22 protein-coding genes are annotated in these 23,281 nt (G+C 45.9%); 1 reads left to right on the top strand and 21 read right to left on the bottom strand.

Annotated elements, in window-relative coordinates; all coding sequences use genetic code 11:
- Positions 1-172: 172 nt before the first annotated feature.
- The 12 genes from C1A02_RS11390 to C1A02_RS11335 all read right to left on the bottom strand — a co-directional run bounded on the left by C1A02_RS11390 (position 173) and on the right by C1A02_RS11335 (position 13,542).
- A complete protein-coding gene (locus tag C1A02_RS11390; protein ID WP_101698361.1) occupies positions 173-1,546 on the bottom strand; it encodes a UDP-N-acetylmuramoyl-tripeptide--D-alanyl-D-alanine ligase in 1,374 nt (457 codons plus the stop codon).
- Between the two features lie 4 nt (positions 1,547-1,550).
- Positions 1,551-3,014 carry a UDP-N-acetylmuramoyl-L-alanyl-D-glutamate--2,6-diaminopimelate ligase gene (locus tag C1A02_RS11385; protein ID WP_101698360.1) on the bottom strand — a complete coding sequence of 488 codons (1,464 nt, stop codon included), beginning with the start codon at positions 3,012-3,014 and terminating at the stop codon, positions 1,551-1,553.
- Positions 3,015-3,497: 483 nt separating this feature from the next.
- Positions 3,498-3,725, bottom strand: coding sequence for a PTS sugar transporter (locus tag C1A02_RS11380; RefSeq protein WP_101698359.1), 228 nt, complete (start codon positions 3,723-3,725; stop codon positions 3,498-3,500).
- Between the two features lie 17 nt (positions 3,726-3,742).
- The gene (locus tag C1A02_RS11375) at positions 3,743-4,228 is read right to left on the bottom strand and encodes a methylglyoxal synthase (RefSeq protein ID WP_101698358.1); all 486 of its coding nucleotides are present in this window, start codon (positions 4,226-4,228) and stop codon (positions 3,743-3,745) included.
- Positions 4,229-4,527: 299 nt separating this feature from the next.
- Positions 4,528-4,869 (bottom strand): hydrogenase maturation nickel metallochaperone HypA, encoded by a 342-nt coding sequence (locus C1A02_RS11370; RefSeq protein ID WP_101698602.1) that lies wholly within the window; start codon positions 4,867-4,869, stop codon positions 4,528-4,530.
- A gap of 53 nt (positions 4,870-4,922) precedes the next feature.
- Positions 4,923-7,622 (bottom strand): FAD-dependent oxidoreductase, encoded by a 2,700-nt coding sequence (locus C1A02_RS11365; protein ID WP_101698357.1) that lies wholly within the window; start codon positions 7,620-7,622, stop codon positions 4,923-4,925.
- Positions 7,623-7,648: 26 nt separating this feature from the next.
- The gene (hypB, locus tag C1A02_RS11360; RefSeq protein ID WP_101698356.1) at positions 7,649-8,317 is read right to left on the bottom strand and encodes a hydrogenase nickel incorporation protein HypB; all 669 of its coding nucleotides are present in this window, start codon (positions 8,315-8,317) and stop codon (positions 7,649-7,651) included.
- A gap of 124 nt (positions 8,318-8,441) precedes the next feature.
- A complete protein-coding gene (locus tag C1A02_RS11355) occupies positions 8,442-9,113 on the bottom strand; it encodes an ABC transporter ATP-binding protein (RefSeq protein WP_101698355.1) in 672 nt (223 codons plus the stop codon).
- Positions 9,103-10,032 (bottom strand): ABC transporter ATP-binding protein, encoded by a 930-nt coding sequence (locus tag C1A02_RS11350; RefSeq protein WP_101698354.1) that lies wholly within the window; start codon positions 10,030-10,032, stop codon positions 9,103-9,105. Before C1A02_RS11350 ends, C1A02_RS11355 begins: the two co-directional genes overlap by 11 nt.
- A gap of 10 nt (positions 10,033-10,042) precedes the next feature.
- Positions 10,043-10,909 (bottom strand): ABC transporter permease, encoded by an 867-nt coding sequence (locus C1A02_RS11345; protein ID WP_101698353.1) that lies wholly within the window; start codon positions 10,907-10,909, stop codon positions 10,043-10,045.
- The gene (locus C1A02_RS11340; protein ID WP_101698352.1) at positions 10,899-11,882 is read right to left on the bottom strand and encodes an ABC transporter permease; all 984 of its coding nucleotides are present in this window, start codon (positions 11,880-11,882) and stop codon (positions 10,899-10,901) included. The genes C1A02_RS11345 and C1A02_RS11340 overlap by 11 nt, the downstream gene beginning before the upstream one ends.
- A gap of 28 nt (positions 11,883-11,910) precedes the next feature.
- Positions 11,911-13,542, bottom strand: a complete 1,632-nt coding sequence (locus tag C1A02_RS11335) for an ABC transporter substrate-binding protein (protein WP_101698601.1) — start codon at positions 13,540-13,542, stop codon at positions 11,911-11,913.
- Between the two features lie 1,263 nt (positions 13,543-14,805).
- On the opposite strand from C1A02_RS11335, the gene C1A02_RS11325 reads away from it, so the two are divergent.
- Positions 14,806-16,869, top strand: coding sequence for a HelD family protein (locus tag C1A02_RS11325; RefSeq protein WP_101698350.1), 2,064 nt, complete (start codon positions 14,806-14,808; stop codon positions 16,867-16,869).
- Between the two features lie 66 nt (positions 16,870-16,935).
- Here the strand turns inward: C1A02_RS11325 and C1A02_RS11320 are convergent, their stop codons facing one another.
- The 9 genes from C1A02_RS11320 to C1A02_RS11290 form a co-directional block, all read right to left on the bottom strand.
- Entirely contained in the window at positions 16,936-17,175 is a 240-nt protein-coding gene (locus tag C1A02_RS11320; RefSeq protein ID WP_101698349.1) for a hypothetical protein, read from the bottom strand.
- A gap of 272 nt (positions 17,176-17,447) precedes the next feature.
- A complete protein-coding gene (locus C1A02_RS11315; protein WP_101698348.1) occupies positions 17,448-18,074 on the bottom strand; it encodes an HDIG domain-containing metalloprotein in 627 nt (208 codons plus the stop codon).
- A complete protein-coding gene (locus tag C1A02_RS13870; protein ID WP_279385507.1) occupies positions 18,071-18,220 on the bottom strand; it encodes a CPC_1213 family protein in 150 nt (49 codons plus the stop codon). Before C1A02_RS13870 ends, C1A02_RS11315 begins: the two co-directional genes overlap by 4 nt.
- Positions 18,221-18,229: 9 nt before the next feature.
- On the bottom strand, positions 18,230-18,376 hold the full coding sequence (locus C1A02_RS13540) for a hypothetical protein (protein WP_164997198.1): 147 nt from the start codon (positions 18,374-18,376) through the stop codon (positions 18,230-18,232).
- 171 nt (positions 18,377-18,547) lie between these two features.
- On the bottom strand, positions 18,548-18,739 hold the full coding sequence (locus C1A02_RS11310; protein WP_101698347.1) for a capping complex subunit for YIEGIA: 192 nt from the start codon (positions 18,737-18,739) through the stop codon (positions 18,548-18,550).
- 23 nt (positions 18,740-18,762) lie between these two features.
- Positions 18,763-19,662, bottom strand: coding sequence for a YIEGIA domain-containing protein (locus C1A02_RS11305; protein ID WP_101698346.1), 900 nt, complete (start codon positions 19,660-19,662; stop codon positions 18,763-18,765).
- A 129-nt stretch (positions 19,663-19,791) separates the two neighbouring features.
- Entirely contained in the window at positions 19,792-20,265 is a 474-nt protein-coding gene (locus C1A02_RS11300) for a (2Fe-2S)-binding protein (RefSeq protein WP_101698345.1), read from the bottom strand.
- Positions 20,252-21,091, bottom strand: coding sequence for an FAD binding domain-containing protein (locus C1A02_RS11295; protein WP_101698344.1), 840 nt, complete (start codon positions 21,089-21,091; stop codon positions 20,252-20,254). The genes C1A02_RS11300 and C1A02_RS11295 overlap by 14 nt, the downstream gene beginning before the upstream one ends.
- On the bottom strand, positions 21,088-23,281 hold a 2,194-nt coding region (locus C1A02_RS11290), incomplete at its 5' end, for a xanthine dehydrogenase family protein molybdopterin-binding subunit (RefSeq protein ID WP_101698343.1). The genes C1A02_RS11290 and C1A02_RS11295, both read right to left, overlap by 4 nt.

Here is a 23,281-nt window from a genome sequence, read left to right as displayed (position 1 = left end):
TATTTTATTTCTATCTATTATTTATAAATATACCAAGTATATTTTGTAATCCTTGTAGAAACGAGGAATACGATTTGTGCAATAAATATTTCAGACCTTTAAAATGTTAAATTTTCGTAAAAAAGAACGCAAAGCAATGCTTTGCGTTCTTTTTTCTTTTCGGGAAACAAACTTACCGTTCCAACAGGCCACGAACAATTTCATCCGTTTTCATTCCCCGAGAGCCTTTAATTACCACAACATCGTCCGGTTTTAAATACTCCAGCAGCGTTTCCAACGCTTTTTGATTATTGCAAAAGGAAAAAACAGGCAGGTGGCTTTCTGCAGACAACGCACCCCAGCGGATTTCTCGCGCCTGTTGTCCAATGACAAACAGGGCATCCACCCCATGGGCTGCCGCATACACACCGGTTTCAAAATGAGCCTGACGGGAATGCTCCCCCAGTTCCAGCATATCGGCCAATACCGCCACCGCACGACCGGAACCTTTCCCCTTTAAATCCATTAAAATATTGATACTGCTGCGCATGGAATCCGGGCTGGCATTATAAGAGTCATCAATAATCGTAATGCCATGGGATGTATGAATCTGCTGCCGCATCGCCGGAGGCTGATAGGTTTGCAGTGCCTCGGCTGCCTTTTGGGGTGATACACCCAAATGCTGAGCCACCGCCAGCGAAGCCAGCGCATTGAGAACATTATGTGTTCCCGGAACCGGAAGCGACACCGAAAGCCGAGACTGCCCAAACACCGCTGTAAAACAGGTGGAACCGTCTTCAAAACTGATGTGCTCCGCCCGAAAATCACACCAGTCACCGGTTCCAAAATAAATCACGGAATAAGGCAGCTTTCCCCGCAGACCGGCCAGAATCGGATCGTCCCCATTCAGAAAAAGAACCGAATCCTTTGTGAACGAATCGGTAATATGAAGCTTTTCAGAACAGATATTTTCCTGGGTTCCCAGATTTTCAATATGAGAAATGCCAATATTGGTCATCACCGCACAGGTGGGACGGGCTGTTTTGGCCAAGCGGGCCATTTCACCGAATTCACTCATACCCATTTCGATGATTGCCGCCTGATGCTCTGGCTCCAGCCGAAACAAAGTCAGCGGCACGCCCAGCTGGCTGTTAAAATTCCCTTCGGTTTTCATCACATTGCGCTCTGCGGACAAAGCCAAGGCCAACATTTCTTTGGTGGTGGTCTTGCCGACGCTCCCGGTTACCCCCACAAGGGGAATGGAAAACCGGCTGCGGTAAGCAGAAGCGATTGCCTGAAGCGCTGCCCGGGTATCCGAAACAGCAATCCACGCGCAAGAGTCCTCTTTCTTTGCATGCTCCTGAGTCAAAACAGCCGTTGCTCCGGCGGCAGAAACAGCATCCAGAAAGCGGTGAGCATTTACGTTTTCGCCGACGATGGGAACAAACAGTGCACCGGGCCCCGCCTGGCGGCTGTCTGTGGTCACAAAGGTAATTTCCTGATTTTCATCCCCACACAAAAGCGTGCCCCCGCATGCCTGTGCGATTTCCCTGACCAGCATTTTCATGTTATCACGCTTTCTTGATTTCTTCCAGCAGTTCCGCTATCACAACACGCTCATCAAAGGGGTATTTCACTCCCTTAATTTCTTGATAATCCTCGTGTCCTTTTCCAGCCAACACCACAATATCGCCCTTTTGAGCATTCACAAGACAATAACGAATGGCTTCCCGGCGATCGGGAATCACCACATATTCGCCATCGGTCTTGGCCATGCCGACTTTAATATCTTCAATGATATCCATCACATCTTCAAAGCGGGAGTTATCAGCCGTAATGACCGAAAGATCCGCCAAGCGGCCGCACACCTCGCCCATCTCATACCGGCGGGATTTGGCGCGGTTGCCACCCGCCCCAAACATACAAATCAGGCGCGTCGGCTGATATTCCTGAAGGGTTTCCAGAATATTTTCCATGCTAACTGCATTGTGAGCATAATCAATCAGCAGCGTATATTCACCCGGAACGGGAACCGGTTCCACACGGCCTTTTACCGTAACAGAACTAAGCCCTTGCTGAATTTGCTCCTTACTGACCGGGAAATGACGGCACACCGCAATGGCAGCCAAAGCGTTATATGCGCTGAACTTACCGGGAATATCCACAGTGGCCGAAAAATCCATCAGGCCGCGCACATCAAAGCGGGCACCCAAATAGCCCGGACGAGACACAAGGTTTTCGTTTTCTGCCCGCAGCTGAGCCGTGTCGGAAAAGCCAAAGGTTTCTAACTCACAGGTGTGCCCTTTTAAAACGCCTTCCCAATTCTCATCGTCAATATTTACAATTCCAAGGCGACACTGGCGGAACAACATGCTTTTGCACTCCATGTATTCTTCTAAAGAGGCATGCTCATCCCCGCCGATATGATCTGGTGAAAAGTTCGTAAACAAGCCAATATCAAAAGTGAATCCGGCTGTTCGGCATCCTTTCAGGCCGATGGAAGAGGCTTCCATAACAACGCAGCGGCACCCTTCCTCCGCCATCTTTTTCATAAAATACTGAACTTCATAAGATTCCGGCGTTGTGTTTTCAGTTGGAACCACCTGATCCCCAATCACCGCGCCGATGGTTCCGATCAGCCCGGTTTTCAGCCCGGCCTTCTCCAAAATCGCACGAATCATATAAGAAGTGGTGGTTTTCCCTTTTGTTCCGGTTACCCCGATGATTTTCATCCGCTGAGCCGGGTGTCCAAAATATGCGGCGGACATCACTGCCAAAGCGTACCGGGTATCCGGCACAATCACCACGGGGATTTGCTCTGAAAGCTCTATCGATTCTTCTGCGATGATGGCGCAGGCTCCGTCCTGCACCGCCTGCCGGGCATACCGGTGCCCATCCGCCTGTGCTCCGCGCAGACAAACAAAGGCACAGCCGGGTTTTATTTTTCTGGAATCATAAATTAAATCCGCCACTGTCACCTGCAGATCACCGGAACAGGAATATTCCAGGCCTTGCAATAACTCTTTTAACTGCATGATATAACCCCCTGTTTTCACCACTTACAAACGCCGGTTTCTCCGGAATATGGTTGAAAAAAGCAGAGCTTTCGCCCTACTGTATAGTATTGATTCAAATTGGCCATTATTACGCAGCAAATTTATTTTTTTACTGCATTTTAAAAAAGAAAAAGCTGTATTTAATCATAGGCTATTCCAGATCGCCTGTCAATAAAAACAAAAGGATACCCACGATAAAAAAGAGACTTTATTCGAATGGAACCGCACAAACGCCCCGGGCTTTGCCCCAAGGAGTTTTCTTTTCGCTTCATAGTCTTGTTTCAACTGTCTGTTTTTACATGTTTATCCTTTTATTATTATAAAGAAAAGGGCAATTGGGTGCGTCTGCCCTGCAAAAACCCTGTGTTGAAATTCAACACAGGGTTTTTGCAATGCGTTTGCTCGCCTTTTTATTCCACAATGAATGGACACCTTCATCTTAGAAAGACTCACACAACAGACTTATTCTACAATAAATTCTTTCAGGTTGTCCAAAATCGATTGGTCGTCAGAATGAATGTTTAATTGAACCGGGCCTGCTAAATCAATGCTGAAAAGCCCCATAATCGATTTGGCATCAATAATATGAACCCCTTCCACCACTTCACAGTCCACATCTTCTTTGGAAAGAATCGAAGTCAGTTTTTTCACTTTTTCCACACTGTCAATCAAAATTTTTATTGTAATCATAACGATTCACCTGCTTCCTATTGAATCAGTTCACTTTTGTCATTGGCGCGATCAATGATTTTCTGCTTAAAATTAATTACCTTGTGGTTATACTCCTGATTCATCAAAGTGGAATGGATCAGAAAGTCAGCAGTGGCTTTGTTGTTGGCGATTGGAATATCATAAACCTGGGCAATGCGCAGCAAAGCTTTAACATCCGGATCATGCGGCTGAGCTTCTAAAGGATCCGAGAAAAAAATCACAAAATTGATATTGCCTTCTACAATTTTCGCACCGATCTGCTGATCGCCGCCCAACGGGCCGCTGTTGTAGCCTTTTACCGGAAGTCCGGTTTTTTCTGCTACCAGTCTGGCCGTTGTTCCGGTTCCACATAAAAAGTGACCTTGCAGAATCTCTTGATTTTGAGCACACCACTGAATTAATTCCTGCTTTTTTCCGTCGTGGGCGATTAATGCAATGTTCTTTTGTTTGCCAATGGTAAACGTAATAAATTTCTCATCCATAAAATTCCCCCATCTTATTGCAATGTAACTATTCTGCCACTTTCGGAATTCTTCAGGGAATCATGAAACACAGAGAATTTCCATGCTTCGGCGTGAACGTTCCCCTGCCTTCACAAAATGCTTTTCCCTTTGATTTTATTATAATCAAATATCTGGAAAAACTCAAGCAAGTCTTTGCCATTTGTAAGAACAATCTATCACCATAATACTATTATTGTGCCGCTTTTCACCACAAAAAACCGGCTCTTATCCAGTGTGGATAAGAGCCGGGCCAGCGAAACACAGAGACTTTGCTCAATTCAACGGGCACGGATTTCTTTGATATTAAATTCTCTTCCGCAAAGCAGCTCATAATCCGGGTTCTCGCAATGCGGACATTTTCTGTTGCCAAGGGGAAGATGATAAATCTTTCCGCAGCCGCGGCACAGCGCGTTTGCAGGAAGAATTTCAATTTCCAGCAAGGCTTTTTGCAATAAAGTTCCGTCCGCTGCTGCCGGATAACAGGCACGGATAAATTGCGGCACAACCGACGAAAGTTCCCCGATTTGCAGCACCAGTGCCTCAATTTCCGTCAGTCGGTTCTGCCGGGCTATTTTTTCTACCTGATTGACCACATGATACATAATCCCCAGTTCATGCAAACCAACACCTTCTTTCGTCCCCAAGGGCATGCCGTACACCATATACCCCCGCTTTAACGAGCTGCTTTTGAAGAAAACGTCCCTTTAATTTTTTTGGCCGTAATACGCACTTTTCTCTTTAATACATGTTTAATAACCACGGGCTTCATGTTTTCATAAGAAACTCCTTGCCCGTCATACCGGCGTTCCAAATGAATGGCATCAAACTTGCATTTCGTGGTACACTGGCCGCATCCCACACAAAGATACTGATCCACAATAGTGGCGCCACAGCCCAAACAGCGTTCTGTTTCGCGCTGCATCTGTTCTTCGGTAAAGGTAGAACGCAAATCCCGAAACTGTTTTCTTCCATCCGCTGCTTTTAAATGCGCTGGTCTTTGCCGCGGCATGGTGTCGTATCCGTCAATGATCAGGCTGGCTTTGTCCAAGGCGCGGTATTCCCGGCGATCCCGCCCAATCAGCATATCCTGACCGGGATGTACAAAGCGATGAATAGAAATCGCCGCTTCCTTGCCGTGGGCAATGGCGTCAATGGCGAATCTGGGGCCGGTATAAGCGTCGCCGCCCACAAACAGATCAGGTTCATCGGTTTGCAGGGTAACCGCATTTGCCTTTGCGGTGCGGTTGGGATTCAGCTCCAATTTGCTGCCTTTTAAAATCGTACCCCAATCAATACTTTGCCCAATGCTCAGTAAAATAGAATCGGCCGGAACAACAATCGTATTCGCCTCATCATATTGGGGGGCAAACCGCCGATTTTCATCAAATACGGAAAGGCATTTTTGGAATTCCACCCCGGTAACTTTTCCGTTTTCCACCACAATCCGTTTTGGTCCCCAAGAGTTATGAATCACGATTCCTTCCTCTTCCGCTTCTTCTACTTCTTCCTCCAGCGCGGGCATTTCGGCACGGCTTTCCAAACAATACATATTCACTTGCCCGCCGTTGTTTACGCGGGTAGCGGCGCGCGCCACATCAATGGCCACATTGCCGCCCCCGATTACCACCACATTGCCTTTCAGCTGAAGAGTTTCTCCCAAATTAATGCGGCGCAAAAAGTCTACACCCACCAGCACATCAGAGGCTTCTTCCCCCTCTATGCCCAGCTTTCGCCCGGCCTGTGCGCCAATGGCCAAATAAAAGGCTTCAAAGCCCTGTGCCCTCAGGTCATCAAGAGTCACATCTTTTCCCACCTCTATACCGGTTTGGATTTCACCCCCCATTTCCCGCAGAATATCAATCTCGGCACGAATGACATCCTTTTCCAAACGGAAAGCAGGGATTCCCAACGATAGCATGCCCCCGGGCACCTTTTCTTTTTCAAAGACCGTTACCCGATAGCCGTCAATCGCAAGGTAATACGCACAGGAAAGACCGGAAGGCCCAGCCCCCACCACAGCGATTTTCTTCCCGTATTCATGGCGGCGTTTTGGAATATAGCGGTGTTCTGTCTTCAGATCCTGCTCGGCAATAAACTTTTTGATTTCATCAATGGCAATAGGCTCGTCAATATCACCCCTGGTACAGGCCGATTCACAGCTTCGGGGGCAAATGCGACCGCATACAGCCGGGAAGGGATTGTTTTTCTTAATCAGTTCCAGCGCATCGGTATACCGCCCTTGGGATGCCAGTTTAATATAACCCTGAATGCCAATATGAGCCGGGCACTGGGTCTTGCAAGGGCTGGTTCCGGTATCGACCACGTTTTTGCGGTTAATACGATAATCCGGATTCCATTTATCCTCAGTCCATTCGGTATCGCGGGGGGTAACGGTTGTGGTGATATCCTCCACCACCGACTTTGTGGAACACAATTTCTGGCCCAGCCGCAAAGCGTTTACCGGGCAGTTTTCCACGCACTCGCCGCAGGCCACACATTTGTCTTTATCTACTACGGACACGTAGTTAGAGCGCACCATGTCTGCATTTAAAAACATCTCGGCAGTTCGCAGCGACAGGCAGGAACAGCCGCAGCAGTTACAGATGGCATGGGTTTTCCCAGAACCATCCAGATTGGGGATTTGATGCATCAGGCCGTTTTCTTCGGCCCTGTGAATAATTTCAAAGGCTTCTTCCCGGGAAATCTGACGCCCCCGCCCGGTGCGAATATAATATTCGGCGGCATGCCCCATTTGGATGCACATATCTTCCTTTAAATGTCCGCAGCCCTCGCCCATACTCTCTCTTACCGTGCGGCAGGCACAATCGGACACGGAAAACACCGTGTTCTCATTCAGGTATTTCGAAACCTCTTCATAAGAGGCCTTGCGCGATTCCCCATCGATAGCGCTCTCGATGGGAATGACACGCATCAGCCCCACCCCCACCGGCAGCATCCCGGCAGTTTTGGCACCGCGCACCCGGCCATACTCTTCAAACGCTTCGGCAATCTGCGGATGTTTTCGCACATTTTCCAGATTGTTGGCCATCATTTCCATGATACCGGGAACCCAAGTGTCATACCAAAACTTGTCTTCGCCATCCTTGTGATTGATAAAGCAGACCCCTGCATCGGCCAATTCCATTAAAAGCTCTGTGGTGCGTTCCAGCGGCTTTTTGCTGAGGGAAGCCACCTCACGCGCACTTTTCGGAACACGAAAATCCAGGCAAAGAGCCACCTCTGCCATTTCATCCGTCATGACGGGTTCCAGAATCTTATATTCCGGATCCTTCTCTGTAAAAGCACCCTTGGTGCCGGGCTTTTTATTGCTTACCTTGTTTGCAAATTCGAGCACTTTTTGCTTGACTGCCATCAAAACCCCTTCCTTTCCGCAAATGATCAGTGAACAGCATCCCTCACAGCCGAACGCAGCCAGTCGACCCATTCCTCCATTCCCTCTCCGGTTTTGGCCGAAATGGGAATAACCTTAATCTTCGGGTTGATTTTTCTGGCTCTTTCGGTGCATGCCTTAATATCAAAATCAAACAACTCTAGCGTGTCAATTTTATTAATCAGCAGCACATCTGCCACAGAAAACATCAACGGATATTTCAGGGGTTTGTCATCGCCTTCCGGCACACTTAAAATCATGGCGTTTTTAGCGGCACCGGTATCGAATTCTGCAGGGCAAACCAAATTCCCCACATTTTCTAAAATCACCAGATCCAGTTCGTCTGCTTCCAGCCCCTCCAGCCCTTGCCGGGTCATTTCGGCATCCAAATGGCACATGCCGCCGGTATGTAATTGAATGACTTTTGCGCCGGTTTCTGAAATTGTTCTGGCGTCCACATCAGAATCAATATCGGCTTCCATAATGCCGATACGCAGCTCCTCTTGCAGCTTTGCAATGGTTTTGGTCAGCGTGGTGGTTTTTCCCGCCCCGGGGGAAGACATCAGATTCAGCAAAAAAATCTGTTTTTGTTTTAGTTCCTCTCGAAGTAAATCCGCCTGACGGTTGTTGTCCGCAAAAACGCTCTCTTTGATTTCCAGCACCTTGAACTTTTCCACAATATTACCCCCTTTTAATAAAACTTACCCGACGGTTCCCTTTTGAGCCCCGCCGTATTGTCAATGGAAGAAAGCGGTTCCCACCGCTTGATGGTGCAGTGTGTTTTTATGTACTACCCGACACTCACCAAAGCACCTTCTTTCTATCGGCCCTATCAAACTCAGAACGATTGTTAAAAGTATCCCCGCCATTGATGGCAGGCAATTCTACGATTCTGTCACAGACTTTATCCGCCAAAGCGCGGTTATGGGTGACCACAATCAGGCCGAGATGATTTTCTGTTGCCACCCGAAGAAGCAGCTGCCAAATCTGCGCCTGTGTAATCACATCCAGCATGGTGCTGATTTCGTCACAAATCAAGAATTTCGTTTGAGGGCCAAGCACACGCGCGATACAAAACCGCTGAAGCTCCCCGCCGGAAAGTTCTGACGGCCGACGCTGCATCCATTCCGGCTCAATGCCCATCTGCTTTAATAATGCTTCATCCGGCTGCCAGGATTCCTTTAAAATGTTAGACATCTTCCACCGGGGATTCACCGCCTGTTCGGGATGTTGATAAATCAGCTGTACCGGACAATATCCTTTGGAAGGCAGCGGTTTTCCATCCAAAAGCACTTGCCCGAAATCCGGCAAAAGATATCCGCTTAAAATTTTAGAAAGCGTACTTTTTCCATAGCCGGACGGCCCCACCAAAGCCAATTTTTCGCCGGACTTCACTTTTAAACTGACATCTTTTAAAACCCATCCGGATCGGTCGGAATAACGAAATCCAATATTGCGGGCCTCAAGTTGCATGGATACACCTGACCTCTCCGCCCCTTATTTTCCGCATGGGGATATGCCTTGCACAGTCTGGTGTGCGCAGCCGGCAGCGCGGGGCAAACGGACAGCCCGGGGGCAAATCCCCTGCATAGGGCTGGGTTCCGGCAATGGGAGCAAATGCATTTTGCGGCAGTGCATCCAAAAAAGCCTTGCTGTAAGGATGCCGCAGAGCGTGTTTGCCCGCCTGAAAGTCTTTGGCCGGTGCAGTTTCTACCACAGTTCCCGCATAAAGAACGGCAATGCGGTCAGCCGCCTGCAAAGCCAGACCGATGTCGTGGGTAATCAGCAAAACACCGGCACCCGCATTAGCAAATTCCCGAAAATGTTTAAAAGTTTCCTCCGCTATTTCAGGGTTTAATCCCGGTGTTGGCTCATCTGCCACAATCAGCTTTGGCTTGCCAACCACTGCGGTGGATATCAGCACCCTGCGTGCCATTCCTCCCGAAAGCTGAAAAGGATACTTCTTTGCAGTTTCCTCATTTAGCCCATACCGCAAAAAAGCCTGTTCCTGTTTTTGTTTGGTCCCTCGGGTACCGACAACTTGCTTTCCTACACGCATCAGCGGATCCAGATAATCCACCGACTGCGGAATCAGCATCATTTCTGTCCCCCGGTATTTTTTTTGCAGTTCCGGGGTAAGTTTTTGTCCTTGATAGCAAATCGTTCCCGCCACCTGTGCATTTCGAGGAAGAATTCCAAGAATCGCGTGGGCCAAAAGGCTTTTTCCCGATCCGCTGGAACCCACCACGGCCAGTATTTCCCCTGAAAATACCTCTAAACTCAGGGAGTGAATCACATCCAAATTCACTTTACGAAGCCCCTTGCCATATCTTTCAAAGGAAATATGCAGTCCCTTAACCTGTAAGACGGCAGAATTTATTTTATTTTTCATTTCAGCCCCCTTATTCATTGCAGCTTTGGGGATTCATCAGCTTTTTCAGGTTTTCCCCAATCACATCAAACAGAATCACTGCCAACAGAAGCATCAACCCCGGGAACAAAGCCAGCCACCATTTTCCCGTTGCAATATGCTGCATGGCTTCTGAAAGGATTACACCGATGGCCGGGGATTCCGCAGGCAACCCGAACCCCAAAAAGGTAATGGAAGCTTCATGCATGATAGCATGGGGAAACAAAAGCACCAATCCAACCAAATAGACCGGCATCACATGGGGAATCATATGCTCCCATGCCACCTCGAATCTGGTTTTCCCCATTTTATAAGCCGCCTGTACAAATTGGGAAGAGCGAAGCTGCAACACCTCTGCCCGAATCATCCGGGTAAGCTCGGGCCAATGAGTCAAAGCGATGCCCACCAGAACCCCCTTTGCCCCACGCCCCATTAAAAAGGAAATAAAAATCAGCAATACCAGATGCGGCAGACCCATACAGCAATCTACACACCACAAAATAAATTTATCCAGTTTACCGCCAATTAAAGCCGAGGCCACACCAAACACAAGCCCTATCACCGAACTGACTGCCGCGGCAGAAAGACCGATGATTAAACTGTTCGACAGCCCCTTTATCGTTCGAAAAAACATGTCACGGCCCATAAAATCGGTTCCGAAGGGATGGGCAAGGCTGGGCGCAATCAATTTATCGGCGTAGCGCACCGCATATAACTCAGGGTTCAGCATGAGCCCCCAAAGAAAAACCCCCAGCAGATAAACCGCCGCAACACAAAGGAATACCAACACTTTTGTCCTGACATTCCAGCCAGAACGCCGGGGAACCAAAGTGATTGCCGGAAACGCTTCACGCAACATAACCGCCCTCCTTTATTCTGGGATCCAATATTCCATAAAGAAGATTGGCGGTCAGATTACCCGCAAACACAAACAGCGCGCTAAACAGTGCAATGCCCAACAGCAAAGGCACATCCCCTTTCAGCGCTGCGGCGGTGGTGGCTGTGCCGATGCCCGGATAGGAAAAAACCGTTTCGGCCAAAGCCATGCCGCCAAATAATTCACTGAAAGAAGTAAACTGTACGGTAATGGCAGGCAGTGCAATATTCCGTATGGCATGGCGGAAAACCAGCTGTTTTGTGCTTTCTCCCCTAGCTCGGGCAAACAAAATAAAATCACTTGCCATAATTTCAATCAGCTTTTGCCTGGTATAAAGCGTTACTTTGCTGATGCTCACAATGGTCAATGTGAAAACGGGAAGAACCAGATGATAAGCCCGATCTGCCAGTGTAACCTGCGAAGCCAGCTTTCCAACGGGAGCCGCCATCCCAATGGGAAACCACCCCAAAGTAACAGAAAAGAAGCTGAGAATCAAAAGCCCCAGCCAAAAGCTTGGTGCAGACTGCAAGCCCAGGCAGAGAACTTTGGTGACCTTATCAAACAAAGACCCCTGTTTGATTCCGGAAAGAATTCCAAGAACAAACCCCAAAATTCCGGACAGAAACCAAGCCAGAGCCATCAGTACAATGGAATAAGAAAACCGCTCCCCAATGACCTCAATCACCGGCCGCTTGTATGTAATCGACATACCAAAGTCGCCGTGAAACACATTGGTCAGCCAAGTCAGATATCGCTGCGGCAAGGGTGCATTGAGCCCCCAATACTCGGCAATCTGCGCTTTTGCCGCTTCTGACAAAGTGGATTCCACCCCCACATAAGAAACAAGAGGATCTATGGGGGATTGGGTCACCAAAAGAAACGACAGAATGCTTACGGCAAATAAAACCAAAAACATTCGCCCGATTACCTCGGTAATGTATTTTGCTCGTACCATTTTTTACCTCTGGAGTCATTGTTATTTATTAAGCCTTTAAAGTCCAATCCTTCATATTGCAGATGACAGGCGCACCGTGCCCGTGAGGGTGTGCAATCTGGGTATTCACCGATACATCCAAAGAATCGCTGACAAAATAACAGTGTTCAATATTGGCAATATAAAGATACGGATTCTCTTCGTTTGCCAAGGTCTGCGCCTGCTTCCATGCCTTGATGGCCTTTTCTTGGCTATTGGCAGACAACGCCTGGTCAATCAAAGAATCCACTTGGCTGTTTTGATAGCCAACCACATTGTCATATCCTCCGCTGAGGAATAGCCGGGAAGAAAACATAGATTGAAGAACTGTCGGGCTGTATTGCCCCCATCCCCAGACAATTCCAGAGGAATTCTGAAGATTGGCCGCTTCATCCCATGTGGCGGTTTTTACATTGATTTGAATGCCCAGCTGAGCCGCATCTTCGGCCACCGCAGCCGCCAGAAGATACCGCTCTTGATCCCCCCCTGTGGCATACACGTCAAACTCACACTTTATTCCGTTCTTTTCACGAACACCGTTGCCGTTCGTAGCCTTCCAGCCCGCTTTTTCCAACAGGGCTTTTGCCTCTTCTTTCTGATTGTCCTTATAAGCATTGGTTTCGGCCCAAATTAAATTATCCGTAAATCCATAGGCTGGTTTTCCCACTCCATTAAAGGCATTCTCAATGATTTGTTTTCGGTCAATGCCGATGGCCAGCGCTTTTCTCACGCTCTCATCTGCTGTTATATGATTGCCCACCTGACACGCTTTGCCCTGCGCATCTTTTTTCTGCTGTTCTGTCAAAACCGGCAGACTAATCATCCGAATATCCATCGTGTCAAACAACTGAGCGTGCATTCCTTTCACCGACTCAGACGCATGATTTGCCCCCACCATAACCACATCCAGCTGGCCGGAACGCGCCGCGGCAAATGCCGCTTCGTCATCCATATAGACCAGTGTTACCTTAGAAATAGATGGAACACCTTCATAATAATGTTCATTGGGTTCCACAATAATCTGTTGGTTCGGGTCATACTGAACCACTTTCCAGGGGCCGGTTCCCACGGGATACCGGTCAAAGGCCTGGCTGTCATAACTATGGGTGGGCACAATTCCAAGAGAAGCCACGGCATCTAAAAATGGAGAATAAGGCTCTGACAATGTAAATTCAACGGTATATTCATCCGCTGCCCGAACCGATTTCAGCCTCGTCAAATCCACATTCTCGTTTTCGGCCTGATTTTTCTTTACGGTTTCATAGGTAAAAACCACGTCTTTGGCAGTCAACTCTGATCCATCACTAAACAAAACGCCCTTTTTCAGCGAAAAGGTATAAATCAAAGAGTCGCTGCTTATGCCCCATTTTTCTGCCATATCCCCTTCATATTCTGAATTTTGATTGACTCGAAGCAAAGCGCAGTTGGTAAAGGAATATCCATAGCTCATGGCGCCTTTCACCGGATCCAGACTGCTGCTGAACAGATTTGTTCCCACATAAACGGCAATTCCGTCTTGGGAAGAGCCACCATTGGCTGCAGAAGAATTTTGGGCGTTTTCCGTGTTGGGGCCAGAACCGGAACATGCTGTCATAAAAACCAAAAGACACATCATCAACAGGGAAAGCCATCTTTTTTTCATAACAATCCTCTTCTCACATTTTATTACCATACCGGCATACTTCTGGGCAAAGCATCCGGTTTTTTCACCGAACACCATAACCCTGGCACTGCGGCAGCTCGACAGCATAGGACAAAAAATGCCATAAAAAAAGAACCCCCATGCAGGAGGCTGTGGCAATCATATAAACACAGGCTATCTGACGAACCGGCTTAGCCTAAATTGGTGCGATTGCAGGTAATCTTCTTTCACATTCTCTCTTGAAAGCCTGCGCTGTTGCCTGGAACCACCTTTTTCAATCGCTGTATTTTCGAAGTTAGCCCGTATGGCCCGATATCGCATCCGCTTTTTAAAACTCCAACTTTACTCTCTGCGGCAATTGGCAGCTGCACCGCAGAACGGTTCCCTGTCCTTAGCTTTGGGAAACCTCTTTTCTGGCTGGAAGGACTGAATTCTTTACTGTTGCCATGTACCACCCGCCTTTCCCGCAGAAAACCGGCAACCGTTTTGCACATAACCTGCAAGGTGATGCGGATAGGTCAATTCACCGATTTTATCCCCTTGAATCACCTTTGTTGCAAACTTTCTCCGCTTATGTAGCAATTAACATTTAATCACATTAAGTATATACCAATTGTTTTTAAAACACAAGCTAGAAAATCGTTTTATTTCATAAATTAATTTATATTTGTTTTATTTTTTTATAATTATTGTAAAACCCTGTGTTGTATGACAAAGTAAAAGAAAACTGCTCACTCAATATAAAGAATAAACTGTTTGATAAAAACAATAAAAGCAAAGCAAGTTTTGCAGCAAACCGCACCAGATGCTTATCCCCCTTTGCATTCCTGTATTCCAAACGACTGTAAATAGGAAAATCGCGAATCCTTTGTGAAGACATTCTTTTTGTTACATAGCAAGGCAGATCCCTGCATTTCAACTATTTTGCAAAAAATAGTTTCTTTTCTCCTGTTTTTCCACATGGGAGCGCTTTATTTAAAATGCCCCCTACTTTAAAAAGCAGGGGGCATTTTAAATTCGACGAGCATCTGCATGTCTGTCACCAAAAAACCACATAAAAAAACAACGCTTTTCCAAGAAAAATCATTGGAACAACGCTGTAAGAAAGCCAAAAATCAGAATGGCAAATAATGTCAAAAATATGCAATTTTTTAGGGGAATACTTGAGCAATATAATAACATATGGAAAAGAAAAAGTCTAGTAATTTTTTTTATTTGCTTTATACTTATATAGTATTCTAAAAGAACTCAAGGAGATGAATCATGTTAAATCCAAAAGAAGCGGATGAAAGAGAATATTTAGGCGAAGTACAAACAAAGCTTGGTCTGGCTCTGGATCAAATCCAACAGAAAATAGACCATTACTCAAAAGAGATATTAGAAACCAAACGGTATATTCATGAGAATTTGGCCGAGCTGGATTCTGCGGAAAAAGCAGCCAATCGAACCGCAGTGTATGAAAGTGTCTCTTTCGGCGAAGATGCGGTCAGAGAACGAGAAAAGCTTCACAAATTGATTCAGTCCCCTTATTTCGGCAGAATTGATTTTGAAAAAACACAAGAAACAGAACAAAAAGTTTTTTATATTGGGGTACACTCTTTCGTAGATCCCCTTTCTTCACGCAATATTATTTTTGACTGGCGGGCGCCTATTTCCAGCATGTTTTATGACTTTGAAACAGGATCTGCTTTTTATATCGCCCCCATCGGGAAAATTGAGGGCACATTGCATTTAAAGCGGCAATACCGAATTCGCAACAGCGAAATGGAATATATGCTGGAAAGTTCCCTGAATATCGGGGACGATATTCTGCAAAAAGAGTTAAGCCGAACGTCTGATGATAAAATGAAAAATATCGTGGCCACCATTCAAAGGGAGCAAAACGAAATCATTCGGAACGAAGCGGCAAAGGTGCTGATTATCCAAGGGGCGGCGGGCTCCGGAAAAACATCGATTGCACTGCACCGCGTGGCCTTTTTACTATATCGTTATAAAAAAATCCTAAATTCCAGAAATATCCTGATTCTTTCCCCCAACAAAGTATTCAGCAATTATATTTCAAATGTCTTGCCTGAATTGGGCGAAGAAAACATTTCAGAGGCCAGTTTTGAAGAGATTGCTGCCACTTTGCTGGGGAAAAAATATCACTGCCAAACATTTGCGCAACAGGTTGAAGATTTATTAAATGACAGCAATGCCGAAAAGATTCACAGAATTCAATATAAGGCCACCAACAGCTTTGTGGAACAGCTGCAAGATTATTTGAAATATGCAGACAGTCACTTTTTTGTCCCGACTGATTTGGTCATCGAAAACTTCTCTGTTTCCAAAGGAACCTTACTTCTTCATTATCACCGGCTCAAAAAAATGCCCATTCAAAAGCGGCTGCGAAAGATAGCAGATGATTTAATTTCCGCATACAAAAGAAACACGATAAAAAAGATGGAGCCGACTATGGCTCGCCAAATCCGAAGCGGTGTAGCGAAGATGTTCCAATTTTCCAACCCCCTTTTGCTGTATCAGGATTTTTACCGTCACATTGGCCGGGAAGATCTCTTCTGCTTGGCCGGTAAAAACACCTTTGAGTTTTGCGATGTTTACCCTTTTCTCTATGTAAAACTGTATTTAGAAGGGACAGAAGAGGATTATAAGGACATTCAGCATTTGCTGGTGGATGAAATGCAGGATTATACCCCGATTCAATATGCGGTATTATCTAAACTGTTCTCCTGCAAAATGACCATTTTAGGGGATAGCTATCAAAGTGTTAATCCCTATAGTTCCTCTTCTACAGAGAAAATCGAACCGTACTTTGAGGGCTGTCACTGCGTGGAGTTGTGTAAAAGCTATCGTTCCACCATTGAAATTTCGCAATTCGCACAAAAGATTCTGGAAAACAAAAAGATCATCCCCATTGAACGCCATGGCACAATGCCAACGATAACCGAATGCCAAACCACACACGAAGAAACAGAGCTTATACAGAACTTAATCGAGCAGTTCCGAAAATCCGAGCACACGTCATTAGGGATTATCTGTAAATCACAGGAACAAACCAATCAGCTGTGGGGGCAGCTTCATTCTGCAAATCCCGATCTGAACCGACTGGATTTCACGAGTAATGAATTTCAGGAAGGCATTATCATTACTTCGGTACACATGTCGAAGGGCCTGGAATTCGATCAGGTAATTGTGCCGGGGGTTTCTGATGATTTTTATCAGACACAGCTGGATCGAAGTCTTTTATATATTGCCTGCACCAGAGCGATGCATCAATTGGATTTAACCTGCTGCGGCAAGAAAACAGAGTTTTTACGCGATTGCTAATCGCTATTCGCTTTTCCCAGAGCACAATTCTTTTTAGAATATTCCGATAAAAAAGCAGGCAGAGGGTTAAACCTCTGCCTGCCCATTTCTTACTCTTAAACCTAATTCGGTAATCATATATTGGTTTTGTCCTGCCCCTTCTCCTTCTCGAATGGTAGAAATCAAATTTTTCGTGAGAAGTTCCTGAATATTTTCTTCGCTGACTTCGTGAACAACACGGCTTTTTTTAGACAAAAGGAAATTGTGCCCGGTTGCTTCGCCAACTTCAAATAAATTTAAGAGCTGCCCCATTTCTTTGGTTGTCATATCATCACATCCTATCTAAAAATTTTACCATATAGACTTATCAAATCTTGTTCTTTTTTGCAGTAACATCTAGTATTTGCCTATTGTTTTTTAATATTCAAATGATAATAGCCCTCACACTGCTCTGCGAACTTCCCCATATTACACCATTTCTCTTTATCCTTAATTTTAAAACCAGAAATGTGAAAACAAAAAGTAATTCTCATGAAAAAGCCTCCAGCCATAGCTGATAGCTGGGGGCTTTTTTTCCTGTCCTTTTTTCGCGGTATCGATTAGGGATGGTTTTCTGATAAAACGGAATTGCATTTTTGAAGAAATAATTCGATATTATCCTGTTCCCTGTTGCGATCCGGACTTCCTCTTCCTAATCGGTCACAAATGCCAAGCAGGGCAACCTCGCGAATCTCGGTATTGCGCGCCATTCCTTCTATATCGGCAAACGGCAAATTTTTCACCACAAACAGAATCTGCATATGGTAGCGGATGAGTTCCGATACTTCACGGATAAAAAGACTATCCGGTGTAAACTCCTGTAAAAACTGTTTCGACAGTTCTGCGCCAACCTTATCGTGATCATAGGCTGTAATTCTGCCTTTTCTGTGCCGGGTGGTAACAGGCTTGCCTATATCATGCAAAAAAGCCGCCCACAAAAACACCGCCGGGTTACGACTTTTTAATTTCACCTGTGCAGCCTCATCCACGACCAGCATCGTGTGGTTCCAGACATTCCCTTCGGGATGATGCTCAGGGGACTGTTCTGTGCTTTTCAATTTATAAAGCATATCAAACGGATATTTCTGAAAGAGCGGTTCAGCAGATATCCGGTTTAAATACAATGACGGTTTGATGTCCTGCATCAGATGAACATGGATTTCTGAATAAAGTTCCTTTGGGGTCATTGTTTGTTTTCCGCATTTGAATTATTTAAGCCAAAAACAGCCCGGGCACTTTCGGCACTCGGGTCATGTTTTACATTCTTGGAATGGAATTTTCCGTCTGCCTTCTTTTTGTTTTTTGAGCTTTTCGGCTGGTTATCATGACTCATAAAAATCCCCTATCTTTTGGTATTCGGGCCTAGCGCTTCTTTTTTCACATTATGATTTTGATTTTGATTATCACCGGGCACAGAATTTACGGCATTTTTTAGTTTTTCTTGTGTATTGACCGAAGAACTATTTTTCTTGTGATCTTGTTTCGGCATTTTAACTCACCTCAATCATAGTTTCCCTGCAAACAAAAAATATATTCTATATTCGCCATCGCAACCCTTTGCGAAAAGTAATCTGCAAACGGCAAACTGTAAGTGAAATAGAGCCCTTTAAAATGATTATCATAACGACTGATATAGTAGCCTTACTGTTTTATTTGTGATTTACAAACCGGTAACTATCATTGCGTCTCCATTTGACAGATGAACTACACCGGCCTCAAACAATTTTGAAATTTCTATTATCATTTGTTCTCTTTGAACAGGATCCTCAATATGCAGACACAAAGGATCTCCACCCACAATTTGATTCGGCTGATTTGTAAAATACATCAGAATCTGCGGTTCGTTTGTCATTTTCAACATTCCTTTCCCAATTGCTAACGCGACATAATTCTGCGCACTTTACGGCTGTTTTCTAATACAGGCGTATTTTGTATGGCGGCAATCATACGCCCAATATCCCGGTCAACAGGCACCAAAGCGATCACCATCTTGTCCTGCTCCACGCTTCGCTTGATATATTGATACGATTTAACCCCCAAAGTACTGGCTGCTTCATACAAAATAGCCTGCCGCTGCCCGGCGTTTTCCAATGTTGCACGAAATTGCTCTTTTTTGGGTGTGAGCACAACGGCCAGCCCTTGATTCAGCAGTAGTTCCCGCGCGACAGGCGAGCCTGCCGCACCGGTCACATACACATCATCCACAAATAAGTTAGAGCCCTCAATTTGAATTTTTCCTTGCTGAACAACACAAATATCCCCTACCCGTTTTCCACGGGTAAACCGTTTGAGTAAAAATACCGACAACATTCCTAACACAACAGCTGTTATCACAGAAAGTATGCGCGGCATACCGTTCATCAATAAAATAATAGACGAGGTTATCATGGAGGAAACCATAGAAATATAGTTTCTCGCCTCATAAGTTTTTGAAATTCCGTCTATATAAGCATTTCCACGGCGTGCATATCCCGAAATTTCCAGGTTATTTAAACTCTCTTGCTCCATTTTACGAATATCGCGAAAATGTTGTACCGCCAACGCCAGAAAGGTAAAGGCCGCATAGTCTTTTTCCAGCAGTGCAGGGATAGCAACAGCCCCCAGAGCCGCTGCGATAAACCCGGCAAACAGATGGATAAACTGCCCATCGGGATAAGTGGGAGTCTGTCGATAATCGACTACAAGGGTAATCGCGCGCGCAATGGTTCCTATTACAACACCCAGCCCGATAGCCCAGGCATATGTTACACTCAATAAGGTCTCATGAACTGCCATACTTAAAACATCCCCAAACTTGTATTAAGATAGTGTAGTAAGTGAAAATCGTGTTTTGCTGTTGCTTACTTCTCTTGCTGCGATGAATAAAACAGCTATCATATTCTTTTCTGTTCTACAGTCAGCAAGCTACAAAGAATCATAAATGAAATGCACTGCTTTTCTGATCTCCTGATAGCTGGTACAGCGGCACAGGTTGGACTGCAGCCATTCTTCTATTACAATTTCATCTGGTATGACGGGGTGCTGAGTAATCAACGCATGGCATACCATTAAAAAACCAGAGGTACAATATCCACACTGAAATGCATTTGCTTCCACAAAGGCTTTTTGTACGGCTGCTTTGCCCCCAAGCCCTTCCACAGTTAGTATTTTTCGATTCTGCGCTTCTACCGCCAACACAAGGCAGGACTTCGCGGGCCAGCCGTCAATCATTACGGTGCAGGCACCACAGTCACCGTTTTTGCACCCGGCCTTTGCGCTGGTGAGCCCCAGCTGTTCTCTTAATACATCCAGCAAAACATCGGAAGGCCTTACCATTACATCATAGACGTCGCCGTTTACATTGAGGGATATAATTGTTTTTCCTTTAAACTCTGTCATTCTGCCATGCCTCCAACAACTCACATAATGTGTTCCTTAGCACAAAAGCCCGGTACCCGCCCGAACCTTCTACATCAGAATAAGCGGGCTCCGGCAAAAATCCGACTGCTTTTTCCGCTCGCATTTCGGGTATGAGCCTGTGATCATTTAGCACCTTTTCTATCTGGCTGCTGCGAAAAGGCCGAGAGCAAACTCCCGAGAACGCAGTGCGAAGAACGTCATCCTTCCAAATCGCAGTAACATTAATCAAAGGATAATCAATTTTTTCCTGAGTAGTCTTTTTAATATGAGCGTGACGTGCCTGTAAGGCCCATAGAGGAATATGGATTTGCACCACCCATTCCCCTTCCTTTAGCCGTACTCTGCCGTCAAAAATGTTTTGAAAAAGAACCCTTCGCACTCCTTTGGGTCCGTTCACAGTAACCTCAGCGTCAGACAGCAACAGCGGCAGGCTAGTTTCACGATAGATTATCGTTCCACACAAGTTTCCTCCCAATGTGATTCGGCATTGGTTGGTGTGATCTGCAATACGGCCGCAGGCAAGCCCCAGCAAAGGAAAAAGCTTTGATTCTTTGATTTGATTCAAAGTACAGGCCGCCCCGATATTCAAAAAGCGATCGCTTTTTTCTAAGACCGTACACTCGGGAATTTTTTTGATATCTATAATAACATCAGGATGAATGCTCCCTGCTCTGCACATCGTAATAATTTCGGATCCACCGGAATAGTAAATGGCCTGCTTCTTTTCTTGCTGATATCGCTGAACTGCATCTGCAGCCTCACGAATCGTATTGGGGCAACAATAGATAAAATCAAAGGGAATCACAATTTTTCCTCCAGTGACGCTTGCCATATCGTTTCCGGGGTCAGCGGCAAAGTTATATTTTCTATCCCAAAAGCATTGGACAGTGCGTTTCCAAGTGCGGCCGGAATACCAATGATTCCATGTTCTGAATAGCTGCGCATTCCATAGGGAGAATCAATCTGAGGTGTTTCTACAAAGTCCACCCGATAATCCGGCTCCTGCCCAATATGCATCAGCTTATAAGTGCGCAGATTCGGCGCCTGCGGCACCCCTTGGTTGTCATAAGAAACGGATTCCCGGCTTGCCATGCTCATTCCCATTGCCATTCCGCCTGCCACCATAGAACGCATCGATTCCGGATTGATCACCTTTCCAACATCCATTACGGTTAACGCAGATAAAATACGATAGCTAAAGTTCTTGATATCTGCTTCCACTTCAACCACCTGAGCACCAAGTGTCCACGCAGGCCCGGTTTTTCCTTTCCCTGTTTTGGGGTCAAGCATGCTAAGGCCCTTAAGCATCGTCCCTTTGCTCGCCAGTACCGGCTCCCCAATCGACGTTCCGTCGGGTGCCTGATACCCTTGCGCAATATCTTTAAACTCAATAAAGCGTTCCGGATTCTGAATGACATAAACACGCCCGTTAGAGACCCCAACATCTGAGACCGGGCAGCCAAATGCCTGTGACCCATTGCTTCGAAGTTGCTGCAATAAATCCTCGGCAGCTCGCAAAACTGCTTTCCCAGCCATATATTCCGTCAGGCTTGCTACTGTTTTCCAGTGTTCCGGGGCAACACGGGTGTCAACCGGCAGCACCACATGTACCTGTTCGCAGGGAATACATAGCTTTTCTGCAAGAATCTGAGCCAAATGGGTCTGAGAATTAGACCCCATTTCAACAACCCCGGTAACCAAATTGACACTTCCATCTGAATTAAACGTGATAGTAACTCCAGAAACCGCATCGGTGGGGGGATTTTCAGTCTTCCAAAAACAGGCGATCCCCTTTGCTTTCACAACGTTTTGCTTGATTAGAGTGTTATTGGCAGAATCCCATGAAGAGAGTTGTTTGGCTCGCTCCAAACATTTCTTTAAATCCCCGATTAAACTTTCATTGCATCGTACCTGAGTAGGGGTAAAATTGCCTGCATGAATAGCATTGAGAAGCCGAAATTCAAGCGGATCCTTTTTGCACTGCTTTGCCAACAGATCAATGGCCCGCTCTATACAAAAGGTGCAGGATTCGTGCGCAAAACTTCGGTAAGCAGTTGCATAGGTATGATTGGTATACACACACAGTGAATCACATAACACATTTTCAATCTGATAAGGGCCTGTGCAGTCTGCTGCGATTGCTTTTGTCATATACGGTGAGATATCGGCATATGCGCCGCAGTCCAGCCGGAAAATCATTTGAGCTGCCTGGAGCATTCCATTTTTGTCCGCACCCAATTTAATATCTGCCTCTAACCCGATTCTGCTGGGGGCAGATTTCATATCCTGTTCTCGTGTCAGGATCAGGCGAACCGCTTTTCCACCCACACTTCTCGACGCCAAAAATGCTAGTATTTCCAGCATAACGGCAGACTTCCCTCCAAAACCGCCTCCTATAAACGGAACATTCACCTGTATTTGGCCAGCCGGTATCATAAATACATCTGATATTTGCTGACGCACTGCATAAGGTGATTGAGAAGACGTTATGATTTGTACTCTGCCGTCTGAGCTGATTTCGGCACGCGCTGTACGCACTTCCATTGCAAGGTGATCGGAAGGAGGCAAATAAAAATGTTTTTCAATAAAAAAATCACATTTCTTTAAAGCCTCTTGTGTGTTTCCCTTTCGAATCTGATAACGGCTAACAATGTTGCTTTTTTCCTCAGGATAAATATCTGTCATCATTTTTTTATAGGCGGTTACTTTTTCGTGAATGCGAACCGCACCATACGATAGGGATTCAGAAGGCGTTAACAGAACCGGAAGAGGTTCATATTCCACTTCGATCAACCCAACCGCACGCACCGCGATGGATTCCTCTTGTGCAACCACAAGAGCTACCGGTTCGCCGGCATACCGCACCACATCACGTGCCAAAGCAGGGCGATCTAAAATCAGTGGGCCATACAACTCTTTTAAATCCATACCGGTTAAAATTGATTTTACCCCTTGTAATGCCGCCGCTTTTGTCGTATCTATCTTCAAAATACAG

The sequence above is a fragment of the Clostridium minihomine genome, assembly GCF_900240385.1.
Taxonomy (GTDB): Bacteria; Bacillota; Clostridia; order Oscillospirales; family Acutalibacteraceae; genus Faecalispora; species Faecalispora minihomine.
Note: the sequence above shows the minus strand (reverse complement) of the source record. Positions and strands in the feature narration are given on the sequence as shown.

Excerpts from the sequence above, each read along its gene's own strand:
- C1A02_RS11320 (WP_101698349.1), bottom strand. The coding sequence starts at position 17,175 with ATGACAACCAAAGAAATGGGGCAGCTCTTAAATTTATTTGAAGTTGGC.
- C1A02_RS11385 (WP_101698360.1), bottom strand. The coding sequence starts at position 3,014 with ATGCAGTTAAAAGAGTTATTGCAAGGCCTGGAATATTCCTGTTCCGGT.
- C1A02_RS11335 (WP_101698601.1), bottom strand. The coding sequence starts at position 13,542 with ATGAAAAAAAGATGGCTTTCCCTGTTGATGATGTGTCTTTTGGTTTTT.
- C1A02_RS11375 (WP_101698358.1), bottom strand. The coding sequence starts at position 4,228 with ATGGATGAGAAATTTATTACGTTTACCATTGGCAAACAAAAGAACATT.
- C1A02_RS11390 (WP_101698361.1), bottom strand. The coding sequence starts at position 1,546 with ATGAAAATGCTGGTCAGGGAAATCGCACAGGCATGCGGGGGCACGCTT.
- C1A02_RS11315 (WP_101698348.1), bottom strand. The coding sequence starts at position 18,074 with ATGACCCCAAAGGAACTTTATTCAGAAATCCATGTTCATCTGATGCAG.
- C1A02_RS11365 (WP_101698357.1), bottom strand. The coding sequence starts at position 7,622 with ATGGCAGTCAAGCAAAAAGTGCTCGAATTTGCAAACAAGGTAAGCAAT.
- C1A02_RS13870 (WP_279385507.1), bottom strand. The coding sequence starts at position 18,220 with ATGAGTCATGATAACCAGCCGAAAAGCTCAAAAAACAAAAAGAAGGCA.
- C1A02_RS13540 (WP_164997198.1), bottom strand. The coding sequence starts at position 18,376 with ATGCCGAAACAAGATCACAAGAAAAATAGTTCTTCGGTCAATACACAA.
- C1A02_RS11300 (WP_101698345.1), bottom strand. The coding sequence starts at position 20,265 with ATGACAGAGTTTAAAGGAAAAACAATTATATCCCTCAATGTAAACGGC.
- C1A02_RS11340 (WP_101698352.1), bottom strand. The coding sequence starts at position 11,882 with ATGGTACGAGCAAAATACATTACCGAGGTAATCGGGCGAATGTTTTTG.
- C1A02_RS11355 (WP_101698355.1), bottom strand. The coding sequence starts at position 9,113 with ATGCAACTTGAGGCCCGCAATATTGGATTTCGTTATTCCGACCGATCC.
- C1A02_RS11310 (WP_101698347.1), bottom strand. The coding sequence starts at position 18,739 with ATGACAAACGAACCGCAGATTCTGATGTATTTTACAAATCAGCCGAAT.
- C1A02_RS11350 (WP_101698354.1), bottom strand. The coding sequence starts at position 10,032 with ATGAAAAATAAAATAAATTCTGCCGTCTTACAGGTTAAGGGACTGCAT.
- C1A02_RS11380 (WP_101698359.1), bottom strand. The coding sequence starts at position 3,725 with ATGATTACAATAAAAATTTTGATTGACAGTGTGGAAAAAGTGAAAAAA.
- C1A02_RS11305 (WP_101698346.1), bottom strand. The coding sequence starts at position 19,662 with ATGGCAGTTCATGAGACCTTATTGAGTGTAACATATGCCTGGGCTATC.
- C1A02_RS11345 (WP_101698353.1), bottom strand. The coding sequence starts at position 10,909 with ATGTTGCGTGAAGCGTTTCCGGCAATCACTTTGGTTCCCCGGCGTTCT.
- C1A02_RS11325 (WP_101698350.1), top strand. The coding sequence starts at position 14,806 with ATGTTAAATCCAAAAGAAGCGGATGAAAGAGAATATTTAGGCGAAGTA.